The following is a 14,273-nucleotide window of genomic DNA, read 5'->3' as shown; positions in this document are numbered from 1 at the left end:
GAGCGAAGCAGAGGATGCGGATCAGCTATCAAAAAGCTTTGCTATCTTCTGGATGTTCAGGAGGCCCGCGGTAGTGCTCTCATCCAGTATTCTCCTTGGGTCGTGATCCCTGTTGTAATTCCCTCCCTCGGCAAGAAAGCCTTTTATGGAGCCCTTGATAAGCTCGTCGAACTCGGCATCTCTTCTCGCGCGATCCTGCTCCGGGACAAGCTCTCCCACGGTATACGCCGCATGATCGCCCGGCAGCTCCACGTGATCATAGTTGAAATCCGCAGTGCCGTAGTCCTGCCTTTCCGCTGTTCCCCCCATATTGATCACATGAAGATTCTGAAAATTGATTCCCGGGTTATGCTCCTCGTTAAGCTCCTTGATCGCGCGCGCAATTATGGTGGTTCCCTGGCTGTGGCCGATGATATCGACATCTTCCCCTGCCATAAGGCGTTTTCTAAGCTCGTTCTTCACTTCCTCAACGCATTGATTCGTTCCTCGCCCCGCATGATCGTCACCAACCTGCTGAAGATCCGTCAAAAAGCCTGTCATGCCGACAGCATTGATGAGAGGGCTCAGGAGCCCCCCTTCCGACCTGGTCATCGCCGTCGCATTATGGATGAGATCCACATTTCTCCCCAGCGTGCCGGAGAGCATCTCTGCGCCTTTAACTGCCTCTTCCCTGTGTGTTCCTGCTCCATTCACGAAGATGACCGAGGTCTTTTTATCGGCCTCCTCCGCACGAGCCCGCTCTCCGGCCGAATCATTCTTCGGCTCGTATTCCTGCATGATCTGCTCGCCATCCTGCTCATCGGCACCTGCGGTGGTTTTCCCGAATATGCCCGCAAAGATTCCCTGCACCGCTTTGCCTATCCCCTCGAGAATCCCCCCGAAGGCTTTCCCGATGCCATCAAATAGCCCACCGAGCGCCCCCCTGGGAACTTCAGGCGCGATCTTTTCAGGAGTGCCTGCCTCTTCTTCCTGGAGGTCCTGTGATACCGCTATTGAATCTTTCGGCGTCTCCTCATTCTTTGCTTCCCCTTCTGACACTTGCGGCCTGCCTCTTCCCCTGTTCACGGTGACGGCATCAAGTCTCAGCGCGCTCAGATGACCTATGCTCATTATCGTGCTCCTCCCGGCAGTGCTTCTTTCTCTTATTATCACCGCGTCACCGGAGCCGATAAAGGAAATATTGTAAAATCCAGGTTAACTTTTCCTCCGCGAAATGTTAATATTGGAGAGCATCAGAAAAAGAGCAATACTGCATTTCCGGTGTGCATGGTCATTCATATTCCACGGGAGTGTCGGACATTCTCTCCATCTTGAAGATGATATACCTGATTCCATATCTTTTCTCGACGCTCTTATCAGGGTCATATGTCAGGATGACGTCCGAATCCTCGCCGGTAACTTCCTTTATCGCGTGGCAATAGTGAGGCACCAGCCTGCTGATATCTTCAGGCTTGATGCGAAAAGCCATGATCTGCTTCCTGCTCGTCCTGCCGTAAAACTCGATTGAGGGAAGCGTCATTTCTATATTCCGTGCTTTGCCATATCCCAGCAGCTCACCTACGGAATCCATCTTTGAAAAGGTGGCGCAGACTACTTCCCGGGGTGTTTTCCCATAACGGCCATAGAAAACCGGGTCATCCTCCATTATTTTCCTGAGTGCCCCGGGGTTGTAAAGAACTCCCCTCTGGAGAGGCTCCAGCTCCAGGCCCATCAATTTCCAGACCCTGCCATAGCGGGTGCAGTCCATCATGACAAAGTCACTGAAACATGAGGGCTTGGTGCCCATCATTACCATGCCGAACTCAACTGCCTGGTACCGGGGATTGGAGAAATACACGGGCACCGGAACCTTGCCAACATGGCGCTCTGGCTCGGGAAGCGCAATGAGAGTCTTGTAAAGAGCATGCACGCCTTCCAGCATTGCTGCCCGGTAACCAATCGTCATGTAACAGCGGCCCAGCTCTGCGGCGCACCCCGCAGGCGACTTCAGGGCATGCTCTTTCGTCTCCTCGGCATACTTCCTGGTTTTCGCATACTCGAGGCTCTCCATGGAATATGCCCTGTCACGCTCCTCCTTGCTCAGCCGCAGTTCCGAGCTCTCAATGAGAGTCCTGAGAGAGAGCAATTCAGCCCTTGCTGCTTCCGCATGCTTCAGATCAAAAGCCAGATGGTGCTGCAGTGCATCCTGCATGGGAAGAGATGCCCTGAGCGACTTCAACCGGCTGATCTGCCTGTCAATGATCATTATCAGGCGCCCGCAGTCCTCTCCCGTATCAAGAGGCGTATAAGAAAAGTGAGAGGCTTCAAGGTATATGTCCCTTATGTCCTGGTCCCGTGACTCAGCCGGCATAGCCAGGATAAGCAAAAAAGCCAGAAGTGCGGCTGTACAGCACTTTCTGCCGCGTCCTGAGTGATCCATGTCTCGTTGCATGATATTCCCCTTTCGCGAGATACCAGCGGGGAGTAAACCAGAGTCCAAGCCTCTCTTCCGGGCGGGGAGCCTGGCCTTCCCGCGATGGAAGGCCTATAGGGAGGATAGGAACTTTAATCCCGGCCTCCGTCGGCCTCCGCAGACAGTATACAATAAATTTCCGGAAAAGTCTAAATAGTGCTTTAAGAAGAGCGGTGAGAGGGACCTAAGAAAGAAAAACCCCGGGGGCGTGCGTCAGTGAGAGGAAAAAGGCCGGACCCCTTGATCACCCCGTACCCCGTGAGAACAATCTGGTAGCCTGCGGCGCTGCTGGCGGCAAGAGTCATTGCAAATGATGAGGCTATTGATCGCCGGACTGAGACGGCGGGGGGGCTTCCTGAGGCGGGGGAGTCTCCTGAGGCCCGGCATTCCGCCCGGTAAAGTAGCGCCTGATAAAGAGCACATAACCGACGAGCAGCACGGCCCACAGTATTGCGAAAATTACCGTGGGCATCCTGAGGGACTGCATCATCGCCATAGAGGCTTCAGCCTGCCCGGGGGGCATTCCGGACGAGCTCAGAAGGGACCTGGCAGAAGGCGGGTACAGCACGTTAAAAACAACTGAGACACAGGATACCACCGATAATACCAGGGCGAGCCACCAGGCCCAGGGCTTCATCCGGTAAAGACCGTAGGCGAGCAGCGAGCCCACCGATAAATACCCCAGGGCATAAACGCTGAGCCAGTAGCCGCCAAGGGCTCTGCCAAAGAAAAACACGTTGAAGTTCTTCATTATGAGAAGAACCGCAAGAGGCTGGAGCGCTATCAGCAGGGTCCACAGTGCGAGGCCGAATACAGGGATCGGCGCCGCATCGGCCCAAGAAGGAAGAGGATCAATGGATTCCAGGTAACGGCGCACATGCCCGCCATGATAGAGCCATAAGAGAGAGAGAGGAATGACGATGAAGATCAGCACCAGCATGACAAGCACGCATGACATTCCCATGATGAACGCAGATCCTGTTGCGGCGGTGCCGGTCATTGTTCCTTTCATGGCCGGCATCATGAAGATGAAAAAAACCAGTGCCGAGATTCCCGCAAAAAGAGCGGGCCACATGACGGAGAGCATCACCGGGCGAACCCAGCGGCGAAGGCGTATGGCTTCCACGCCTGTTATCATGAAGAAAAACGCGATGACGGCATATACCACGCTCGCGGCGATCATACCCGACATCGCTGTCTGAGAAGAGCCTTTCAAGATCGAACCTGAAAACAGAATCAGGAAGGCCAGGGCCGCAGAGGCCATTCCTATGAGACTCTGGAGCACTCCCGCTATCCGCAGCTGCAGGCTCCTGTCGCTCACTTCACCGGGAGGGTCATCGTGAGGCCTTTTTGCTTCCTCTTCTCTTTCATCCATCATTGTCTCTCCTGTATTCCGGGATTCAGACCCGCCGCGACGAGCTTCCCGCTTCCGTCATCCCTGGAGCGGGGCTCTCGTGCCATGGCGCAGCCTCTTTCATTATACCATCACTGGTGCGGCGGAACAAGGCCCCGCTGAGGCCGGCCGGCGGTGAAGGTCATTTCTTGTCTTTAGAGTGATAATCTGTTAGAATTTACGGGAGGCGGGAAAACGCCTGCCTATCCTTTTCTTCCGGGGGTGCAATGAAAAGAGCGCTGCGGAGCCTGGTATTGATTTTGCTGTTTCTGGCGTGTTTGATTAGTATTCCCTCCTTTGCCGGGGATGATACCGGCATCGGCTCCTTCGGCTCCATAAACTACCCGACCGGGGTGAAACTTGAGAATATCAAGCTTGACGCCCTTTCTCCATTACTTAAAAGCCTTGTGGTTACCCGGGAGGAGCTCGCGCAGTATCCATGCAGAAGCTGGCACGGTGTCAGGTTTATTCGGACGGGCTCACAGTGCTCTTCTCCTCAGAACGAATATATCTATGTACCCTCCTTTGCCCCCGAAAATCTTGAGATATCCAATTCCTATGACCACAGGTATGCGCGGGACACAAAATTTGGCGACAAAGTTTACACCTTTGACACTTATACTTTCGCACAGACTTTCTGGCTCAAAAAAGCCCAGGTTGTCCAGGGAGACAGAATTCTCTCCACCGAGCCTTACTATCATGCGTATGTGAAGATATCAGTGACTGAATTTCCCCTGGAAAGCGCCGGCTCGAAGGCATTTTTCAATGAGCAGGCAAGAAACAGCATGAAAGCCTATATAAAAGCGCGCAAGCTCCCCGAGAAAGACCTTGTTTTTGAACTTTCCTCCCAAGGCGATAAGATTACCTATAAGCTGTATCCCGGCATAGGGGATATGTGCGTGGCATATATTTATGAGCCCGCCGATCCGAAAGTATACAAGGGATATAACCTTAATTGTTATATCGGCAATTACCTTGTGTACCTTTACAGCGAGAACTTGTTTGACGATGCGGTTCTTGTCGATCTGGCGAAAAAGCTCGCGGCGAGGCTTTCCGGCGTCGAGCGCCTCAAGCTTGAGGAAGAGCACGTTACCGAGACATTCCTTGACTTGAAAATTGACAGGACGGCTTTGCCTGCAGACGGAAAATCCCCCGCAAAAATAACGGGGAGGCTCAGGACCAGGGACGGCAAGGGCGTGGCGGGGTACCCGGTAAAAATAACGGGTGAGCCCCAGGCGGGGAAGCTCTCTGCTTCACTGGCAAAGACCGATGCGCAGGGGAATTTCCATTTCATCTACACTGCTCCTCAGAGAGAGGAGGTGAAAGGATTCAAGACTTCGCCGACAGTGCCGGTCACCTTTACAATCACAGCAGCCAATCCGGGAACCGGCAAAAAGGCCGATGAGGCCACAATAAGCCTCAATCTCGAGGAAATGGCGGAATCCCTGCTTGAAGTCTTTGTGCACGACGAAGAAAATCATGGCGTCTATGATAAGCTGACCCTTGCCTATGTAAGCAATGGCAAAGCGACGACAGAAACGGTTTTCACCAGTGAAGAGGGCAGGTTTTCAAAGGCTTTTCCCAAGGGAGTGAGGGTAAAAGTCAGCCGCAGGGACGACACGTACCTGGGCGACGGCGCGGAAGTGGTGGTACCGGGGAAAGTGGACCTGCTGAGGACCACCCTTCTGGATCATGTGAAGCTCACCAGGAAAAAAGTATATGAGTTCCTTAAAAAGGCCGGGTTCCCGGAAGAGCAGGCGAAGCTTATCTTCAGCGCCAGGGTGGACCTTGCTTCACCCAAGGCGGAATATGACTCGCAGAGCAAGATTATCTCCATTGACGGGAAAAGCATATCAAGCATCAATGGCCTGAAGCAGTTCGACAGGAATTTCGCCCATGAGATCGGGCATTTCCTGTCGGATAAAATCCTGGACCCCACAGACTATTATCTCAAGGGCTACCCCCTCCAGGGCAAGTGGGTCGGCGGAGAGCACAACGTATGGGTGCCGGCGATGGATGAATCGGGAGAGCTTGCTTTTGAAGAGGCTGGAGCCCATTTTTTTGCCCAGCTTTTCTGCAGGTATGAATCCAAAGACAAGGTGGTCTATAATGCCGAATTCAACACGGAAAAGAACTCTGTTGACGCCTCAGGCAGGTACGTGTGCCCCGGAAATATCATAGAAGGCAATATCACGAGCTTTCTGTGCGATTACTATAAAGGCGGCATGAAGAATCCCGAGGCGGTATTCAAGGATTACACCGATACCGTGCAAAAGTACCAGGAGTTCTATACTTCCATCAGGCCTGCCCGGACCATAGAAGAATTCATGGATGCCAAGCTGAATGCGGCATCACCGGGATTAAAATATGGGGGAGATCTTTCAAAGCTTGCAGAGAAATACAGGATAAAGGCGGCAAATGTGTGGGAAGGCGTGACGGATTCTCCTGAGGCGCTGAAAAAGATCAAGGTGAAGCGGAACGGCGCCCTGATTGATTTCAGCCCTTCGATAGAGCTTAAAAAGGGAGATACCATAGAGGTGCCTCCAGAGGTGAAGGTGGCATTCCAGAAATTCTCCGACGGCTACTTTGAAGACGGCAAAAAGGAATGGGTGAGCTTCGGCCCGGGAGAGCACAAGGTCTCGATAGACAAGGGCTACGACTATGTGCAGCTCCAATTCGGCAAAGCGCAGTTCGTGAACACCAGCGCCGTCTCTGCCGACGGGGAGGCCGTCGTCACCCCTTCAGGCACGAGCTTCATCATTGACGCGGGGAAGGGCGGGGAGACTGCCGTGAGAGTCGTTGAAGGCGCCGTCACCGTGCGCAGGCCCGCCACCGGAGAGGAAGTGAAGGCATCATGCGGCGAGGCGCTTACCCTTGTGCCCGGCAGGCCTCTGCCGAAGCCCGAGGCTTCTTCCCCCCAGGGCGCCCCGTGGTGGAAGCTCCCCCCGGGAAGCGCCCCCGTCAGGCCATCCCAGGGCAGCGCGCCTCCCCCGCCCGCTGAGGATGCCGAGGCATACTACAGGCGCGCCCTGGAAAATATGGATCTCAAAGATTACCATGCGGCGATAGAGAACTACTCAAAGACAATAGAGCTCAAGCCCTCCCATGGGAAGGCCTGGTACAACAGGGGCGTCGCAAGGGACCTGCTCGGTGAATACGCCGGGGCCGCTTCCGATTACACCGAGTGCATCAGGCTCGGCAGGGACTTTGCCGAGGCCTGGTACAACAGGGCTTTTGACCGTTACAGGCTGGGCGATTACAGGGCCTCTGAAGAGGATTTCAGCGCCTTTCTCGCCTTGAGGGTCGATTATGCCCCGGCCTGGTACAACAGGGGCGTGACGCGCGAGAAGCAGGGGAATGTGAAGGGTGCCCTTGACGACTACCGGAAGGCCCTGGAGCTCAAGCCGGACTACCGGGAAGCCCGTGAGGCCCTCACCAGGCTGGGCCGGTGAAGGCGGGAATTTCCTGTATACTATCTGCGGAGGCCGGGGGCAGCCGAAATCAAGCTTCCTTAAAGCGTTCCATGCACGAGAGCTTTCAATTTTCAGGAGGGCTATTCATGTGGCAAGAGTTTTGAGCAGACCGTTCATAGAGAAAATTAAGGCCGGATTAGAGAAGCTTGGCCCGTCAGTCGAAGACCAGGCCGCGAGCTATTGGGCAGTAGATCGGTGGGAGCTGAAGACGATTCCCGAGTTGAAAAGAGAAATGTTATTGAGGGTTCTTGCGCTTGCGAAAAAAATGAATCTCACGGGGCAGGACGTTATTCTCGAAGTAGGCTGCAGCGACGGCTCCCTTTGCGCCGAGCTCAGGCAGGCGGGGTATAACACAATCGGGCTGGACATCGTGCTCGGGGAAATGGGTGCCGAAGGCAAGTTCATAAAGGGCTCAATCGAGCGCCTGCCGCTGAAGAGCGGATCCGTCAAGCTCGTCGTGGATTCCTTCACCCTTTGTTATACCGACATGGAGCGATCCGCAGATGAGATCCTGCGCGTGCTCCTACCCGGAGGAATGGCTTTTTTCATGCTGCACCATCCGGACAGGTGTGATAAAGCACTGATTCGGGTGCTTGAAGAAAACAAGATTCCCGCCTCAGATTTTGAAGCAATATGGGAAAGTGAAGAAGATTCGGCGGCTTTCAATTGCCCGACACTTCGACTGCTTGTCAATGCATTCGAGAACAACGGGGCTATCGCCGAATTCTTCACAAGGAAAGGCTTCCAGATGCATTACAACGATACGGAATGGCTCAGGGAAGGCAAGAATTGGAGTGGTCTCGCCTATTACGCAATTGTGAGGAAAGCTCAGATGTGATCGGTATAACCGCTTTTTCCGCGCGGTCTGTATAAGGAGTCAGGAATAGAGGGTGTTCGGCCTCTGCGAAGAGGGGGAAAGGCAAAGCGTTTGAGCAAGGAGCACTATGAATCCTGTGAAGGAAACGGGAGAGGGATTTCTCTCTCTGCAGAAGAAATCTAGTACGCAGTATATATAAGAAGTCCTCTCCTCAAAAGAACAAGAATTCAACGCTTCTCAGGACACTTATCAGAAAAGGGCATGGCATCCATGAAAGACTGCTGCGGCACACCCGGTGACAGTTCGCCTCAGGAAGCTGAAACTCCATCAGTGATGAGCGGCACTGCCCGCAAAAAGATTCTCCTCGTCGAAGATGAGGCGGTCGCCACATTGATTGTCACGGAGCTGTTGAAGAGAAACGGCTACGAGGTGGCAAATGTCAGCTCCGGTGAAACAGCCGTTGAAGCAACAAGAACCGATCCTTCGATTGACCTGGTGCTGATGGATATCAATCTGGGCGAAGGCATCGACGGCACAGAGGCCGCGAAACGGATTCTCGAAGTCCGGGGCCTCCCCATCGTGTTCCTCACCTCCCATGCCGAGCAGGACATGGTGGAAAAAGTGCGCGGCATCACCCGCTATGGCTATGTGATAAAGAATTCCGGCAATTTCGTGCTGCTTTCCTCCATTGAAATGGCCTTTGAACTGTGTGAGGCTATTGGAAACGTGGAAAGGAAGAATGAAGAGCTCATTGAAACCAACAGAAAGCTCCGGGAGAGTGAAGTCCTCCTCAATGAAACGGGAAAGATGGCAAAAGTTGGCGGCTGGGAATTTGATATTGCCACCATGGAACAGGCCTGGACTGAAGAGATATACCGCATCCATGAAGTTGATCTGACTCACAGGCCGACAGTGAGCAAGGGAATAGACTTCTATGCACCGGCGGCCAGACCCGTTATTGAGCGGGCCGTGCAAAGCGCAATCGAGCTCGGCGAGCCCTTTGATGTGGAGCTGGATTTTATCACCGCCAAAGGGAACCATCGCCGGGTTCATGCGATCGGGAAAGCCGATCGCGAACGGGGCAAGGTCTTCGGCACCTTCCAGGATATCACTGAGTACAGGCAGGTGGAGGAGACACTGCGCCAGAAAGTCAGGGACCTCGGCGAGCGGGTGAAAGAGCTCAATTGCCTCTATGGGGTAGCAAAGGTAATCGCCGAGTCCGGCACATCCATCGACGAAGTGTGCATAAAAGCGGTTCACCTTATTCCGCCAGGCTGGTACTCCCCCGAAAATACCTGTGCGAGAATCACTTTCGAGGGACGGGAGTTCTCTACGGACAACTTCAGGGAAACACCATGGAAGCTTTCCGCCGGCATCACTGCTTCGGGAAAGCATGCGGGGTCGGTTGAGGTATTTCTTCTCGAGAAAGAACCCTCGGAAAGCATTGGCTTATTTCTTGACGAAGAGAGGACCCTGCTGGATTATGTTGCGAAGATACTCGGGACCATGGTTGAGCGCAGGCTGGCGGAAGAGGCGCTGCAGAAAATAGAGTGGATGCTCACCAAAAATGCGCAGCCCAGGGCGCTGAGAATACAGTCAGGCCGGCTGGCCAATGCTGATGTTATCAGATTGAATACAGGCCGCCTCATACTGGATTCGGTGGGAGAGGCCGCGCTGTCAGAAATCGCAGATGACTACCTCGACCTTCTTGAGAGCTGCGCCGCCATATATGAAAAGAACGGCGATTATGCTTACGGCATATTTACTTCCGAGTGGTGCAAATTCATGGATGAGGCCGGGCGGAACCTTTGCGGCACCAGGGATGACAGGGAAGCCCTCGCAAGCGGCAAATGGCTCTGCCACGAGTCGTGCTGGAACGAGGCTTCCAGGGCTTCCGTGGAAAGCGGCCGCCCGGTCGATATAGCATGCAAGGGGGGCATCCATATCTATGCAGTTCCCATCTGCGCCGACAACGGCGTGATAGGCTCGATAAATTTCGGCTATGGCACTCCCCCCCAGGATCTTCAGAAAATAAATGAGCTCGCCTCCCTTTACGGCGTCAATGCGGAAAAGCTTCTTGAAATGGCAAAAACTTACCAGCCCAGGCCTTCCTATATAATCGACATTGCAAAAAAGCGACTTGAGTCGTCAGCCAGGCTGATAGGCGAGATCGTCGAGCGCACAAGGGCCGAAGAGAAAATAAAAAGCCTCCTCTCCGAGAAGGAACTGCTCCTCAGAGAGGTGCACCACAGGATTAAGAACAACATGTGCACCCTCATGAACCTCCTCACTCTGCAATCGAATACATTAAGGGACCCGTCAGCCGTTTCTTCCCTTGAGGATGCGAGAAGCCGCGTCCAGAGCATGATGGTTCTGTACGACAAGCTTTACATGGCTCCGGATTATAGAAAGATATCAACAAAGGAATACTTCACCGCCTTGATCGATGAAATTACCGGAATGTTCCCCGGGAAGGGATTCGTAGCAATTGAAAAACATATTGAAGACCTCACCCTTGATGCAAACACCCTGTCTCCTCTCGGCATTATTCTCAATGAGCTGCTGACGAACGCCATGAAGTATGCCTTTACAGGCAGAGACAAGGGAGCGATAAGTGTTTCACTTTCTTTGAAGGGCACTCATGCGACACTTATCATAGAGGATGACGGCGTCGGCATTCCCGAGTCGGTTGATATTTCCGCCTCCACCGGCTTCGGGCTGATGCTTGTCGGCATGCTGGCGGAGCAGCTCAGGGGAACCATCCGGCTTGAACATCACAGGGGGACAAAGTTCACACTGGAATTTGATGGGGAGTAGTGTGCTTTTCTTCCTCCTGTTGATTTTATAGTAATGCGCATTATAAATTGCAGCATCATAGTTTCCAGAGTTAAGTATCCATGCTCATTTGGCAATTTAGAATGCTGCAATTACTTATGCTCTGGAGTATAACCACAAAGAGCCCTCATGGCAGGAATTTTGATTACACGTTATGCAGAGCCCCTGTGGTATAGCTGTTCAAAGATGCAAAAATCTGTTATAGTAGTATGGAAATCAATTGTGCGTATGCAGGATATTCGATATTGAAAGACCTTCCATGAATGAGAGACTTTGCGACAGGTTCACGGGCAGCCTCCTCGGCGGTATGATAGGGGATATCATCGGTGCAGTCGTCGAGGGTGAATCACCCCGGTATATCCGCAAGACTTTTTCTTCCATTGATGATATGCTTGCTATTGAGCACGTGGAGGAAATTCTTGGCCGTAAGTGGCTTGTAGGGCAATTTACTGACGATACCATTATGTCACTCGATGTGGCTGAATGGCTCCTGGAAGATCCCCAGCTCGATGGAAAGAGCCTGCTCACCCGGTTCAATCAATCATTCAGGCCGGCGCGACGATATGGCTCAGGAACGGCCCTGATACTCGAGTCCTTTGAGCGCAATCCTCCGGATTGGCGTGCCCTGGCCACCCTCATGTTCCCCGAGGGCTCCTACGGGAACGGTTCCGCAATGCGTGCGGGCCCCATCGGCTGCTATTTCCATAGAGATCCCGCGGGCCTGATAAAGGCCGCGCGCACATCCTCAATCACGACCCATTCCCACCCCCTGGCCGTGCAGGGAGCAATAGTGCAGGCGGCAGCTGTAGCGGCTGCAATAAGGATGCCCGCGCCTTTACAGACCGGCGAATTCCTGCAGTCTCTGGGAGAGGTTCTTGAGAAACTCCCCAACGATACGACTATTTACCGGGAGGCCCTGCAGATACTTTCGCGGGGCCTGGCTGAGCGCCGTGAGCCCTCAGAAATGGCTCAGATTCTAGGCAACGGTATCGAGGCCAGGGAAGCTGTGCCCATGGCCATATACTGTTTCCTCTCGAACTGGCAGTCCTTTGAGCGGGTAATTCATGAAGCTGTATTTATAGGGGGAGATACTGACACCATAGCTTCAATGGCCGGCTCGATCTGCGGAGCCTTCGGTGGACTGGCGCACATACCCCGTCACTGGCTCGCACGGGTTCGCGAAGATCATTATACCCCGGCACGGGTCAAGGGAATCGCAGAAGCCCTCTGTGCCAGGATGGCGATATGAGTGGGGACAGACTCTCATAGTAACAATTAACGGGCCTCAATTTCCCTTTCCCTTGTTAATCCAGTCCTGGACACACTGGGGCACCTGCATGCCATGATCAGTATACCATTTCGACATATCCTGAGCTTCGCCCTTATTTACTTCTTTCTAAGAGTCTTTTAATGCACACCTTCACTGCCCCGGCCACCCCCGATATAACAGAGGTACAAACTCTATCAGAGAAGAGCCATCGGGCCAGGCACCGCCTGCCTCTCTCGCTCAAAGCGTTCTTTTGGATGGCTCAACAGAGCAGATGAGAGCGGCGGGCCATACCGCGGTGCCAGAAGAGCCTACGCGTGTACCCCATGCTTTTTATCGTATTCTTCATGAGCCTTTTTGTACATTTCAATGATCTTGTCCCGGGGCGCGGTATCTTCGCCGGCAAGCGCGAATGAATCGATGTTTTCAAGCCCCATCAGCTTCAAGTAGATAAACAGCTGGTACTTGTGGCTTGCATTATGCTCGATAATGTTAAAGGCGATAAAGGGAAGAGGCTCATCATTGACAGTCCAGAAATAGTGAACGGCACCGGCGAATTCCTCTTCCGTCATCCTGTCGATATAAACCATCACTTTGCGGTATTCTTCCATGTAGCGGGCTATCGCTTCTTCCTTGGTGGAACTCGGGTGCGAGCCCATGTATTCAAGGAAATTCTTGTCAAGCTCCCGCAGGGAGCCCTCAAAAATCATTCTCAAAAACAGCTGCGTATCACCAAGGTGATGCATGAGCTGCCCAAGGGTCATAAACTCCCCGGAAGGAGGCGTAAAGCCCTCCTTCCCCTCAGGCACCTTACGCATAAGGTGCAGCGTCGTATCAGCGAGTTTCGTGTACGTTCTCTTAAAACCTTCAAGCATTTCCATTTCAGTCCCTCCCTTCAATTTCCTGCCATGCGCCTTCCCTTGTCAAACCTCCACCCGCTTCGCTGGAATAACAGCCAGGTAACTGCACCATTGAGCAAGGCGTGGATTCATAATATCATTCCTTTTCATCTGCTCTTTTCCCTAGCAGGCAGCGAACCGTCCACTGCGCGCAGCGGAGAAGCTTCCAGTTGCGGAAACGGCGGATGAGGCCGATCCTCGGCTCGTCCTCGTCGAAATAGCTCCACTCCTCCAGCAGGTGGATGCCGGGACTCCACTCCTCGATCTCGTGGCCGTCGCGGATGCCGAACCGGAACTCCGTGCCTTTTCCGAGACCCAGCACCTTCTGCAGCTTGAGATTGATCATCCACTTCAGGGCCGGCTCGAGCCAGGCCGAGTTGACGGTCTCGAAGACCAGCTCGCTCCCCGGGAATCGCGACTGAAGCTCCAGGATCAGCCCTCGGGCGCCGTCGGGCGGCAGGTACATCAGCAGCCCCTCGGCCAGGAAAAGGAACGGGCCCGCCTGCTCGGCCGCAGGGCTATCCATCCAGAGGTGATCGAGGACGGACAAGCCGATGAGATGGTAACGGTCGGTCTCCTCCACGAGTTCGCGCTTGAGGGAAATCATCTCCGGGAGGTCGAGGTCGTACAGCTGCAGGCAGCCGTCGTCGATGCGCCAGAAGCGCGTGTCCAGGCCACACCCCAAGTTGACCACGCAGCCGCCCTGGTGCCGTGCGGCGAAGTCCCGGGCGTACTGGTCGTACTTCCTGGCGCGGAGAGCGAGGTGGACGACAAGGCCAGCCTGGAACCTGCCCCGGGCGATGCTCCGGAGAAGCCTTTCGGGCGAACTTTCGAGCATGGGCTTCAGGCGATCGGCGATGGCCTCTGCACGCGGGTCTTCGAGAAGGGGCTCCTTCGACCGGCTCTCGACGGCATGGCAGAAGGCGGTGAGCAGGCCCGTGTTCGACACGTCGCTCAACTCCAACTTCCCGGTTTTGATGTCGCCCATGCCACAACCGCGAGGAAGATTGCTATCTGCCATGACCCGATCATACCATGATTTCCGGTTTTCCTCCAGCCGCTGTCTCCGGCCTCTGTATACAAAGGCTTCCCTTGACGCCAGTCAATCCCGGGGAGCATGGGAAGGGATGGGCCGAG

Annotated in this window: 9 protein-coding genes; 4 read left to right on the top strand and 5 right to left on the bottom strand. The window is 54.0% G+C overall.

The window, feature by feature from the left end:
- Positions 1-21: 21 nt before the first annotated feature.
- The 3 genes from RDV48_24235 to RDV48_24225 form a co-directional block, all read right to left on the bottom strand.
- Positions 22-1,110, bottom strand: a complete 1,089-nt coding sequence (locus RDV48_24235) for a PE-PPE domain-containing protein (protein ID MDQ7825934.1) — start codon at positions 1,108-1,110, stop codon at positions 22-24.
- Between the two features lie 160 nt (positions 1,111-1,270).
- Positions 1,271-2,431 (bottom strand): hypothetical protein, encoded by a 1,161-nt coding sequence (locus RDV48_24230; protein MDQ7825933.1) that lies wholly within the window; start codon positions 2,429-2,431, stop codon positions 1,271-1,273.
- 340 nt (positions 2,432-2,771) lie between these two features.
- Positions 2,772-3,830 (bottom strand): hypothetical protein, encoded by a 1,059-nt coding sequence (locus RDV48_24225; protein MDQ7825932.1) that lies wholly within the window; start codon positions 3,828-3,830, stop codon positions 2,772-2,774.
- 293 nt (positions 3,831-4,123) lie between these two features.
- Between RDV48_24225 and RDV48_24220 the strand changes: the two genes are divergently transcribed.
- The 4 genes from RDV48_24220 to RDV48_24205 all read left to right on the top strand — a co-directional run bounded on the left by RDV48_24220 (position 4,124) and on the right by RDV48_24205 (position 12,219).
- Entirely contained in the window at positions 4,124-7,297 is a 3,174-nt protein-coding gene (locus tag RDV48_24220) for a tetratricopeptide repeat protein (protein ID MDQ7825931.1), read from the top strand.
- A gap of 109 nt (positions 7,298-7,406) precedes the next feature.
- Complete coding sequence (locus RDV48_24215; GenBank protein MDQ7825930.1) at positions 7,407-8,156, top strand: class I SAM-dependent methyltransferase; 750 nt, start codon at positions 7,407-7,409, stop codon at positions 8,154-8,156.
- Between the two features lie 240 nt (positions 8,157-8,396).
- The gene (locus RDV48_24210) at positions 8,397-10,952 is read left to right on the top strand and encodes a histidine kinase dimerization/phosphoacceptor domain -containing protein (GenBank protein ID MDQ7825929.1); all 2,556 of its coding nucleotides are present in this window, start codon (positions 8,397-8,399) and stop codon (positions 10,950-10,952) included.
- A gap of 277 nt (positions 10,953-11,229) precedes the next feature.
- Positions 11,230-12,219 (top strand): ADP-ribosylglycohydrolase family protein, encoded by a 990-nt coding sequence (locus tag RDV48_24205; protein MDQ7825928.1) that lies wholly within the window; start codon positions 11,230-11,232, stop codon positions 12,217-12,219.
- A 329-nt stretch (positions 12,220-12,548) separates the two neighbouring features.
- Here the strand turns inward: RDV48_24205 and RDV48_24200 are convergent, their stop codons facing one another.
- Positions 12,549-13,118, bottom strand: coding sequence for a DinB family protein (locus RDV48_24200; protein ID MDQ7825927.1), 570 nt, complete (start codon positions 13,116-13,118; stop codon positions 12,549-12,551).
- A 115-nt stretch (positions 13,119-13,233) separates the two neighbouring features.
- The gene (locus RDV48_24195) at positions 13,234-14,157 is read right to left on the bottom strand and encodes a class I SAM-dependent methyltransferase (GenBank protein ID MDQ7825926.1); all 924 of its coding nucleotides are present in this window, start codon (positions 14,155-14,157) and stop codon (positions 13,234-13,236) included.
- Between the last annotated feature and the right edge of the window lie 116 nt (positions 14,158-14,273).

This window comes from Candidatus Eremiobacterota bacterium (assembly GCA_031082125.1).
In the GTDB taxonomy this organism is placed as follows: domain Bacteria; phylum Vulcanimicrobiota; class CADAWZ01; order CADAWZ01; family Ess09-12; genus Ess09-12.
Note: the sequence above shows the minus strand (reverse complement) of the source record. Positions and strands in the feature narration are given on the sequence as shown.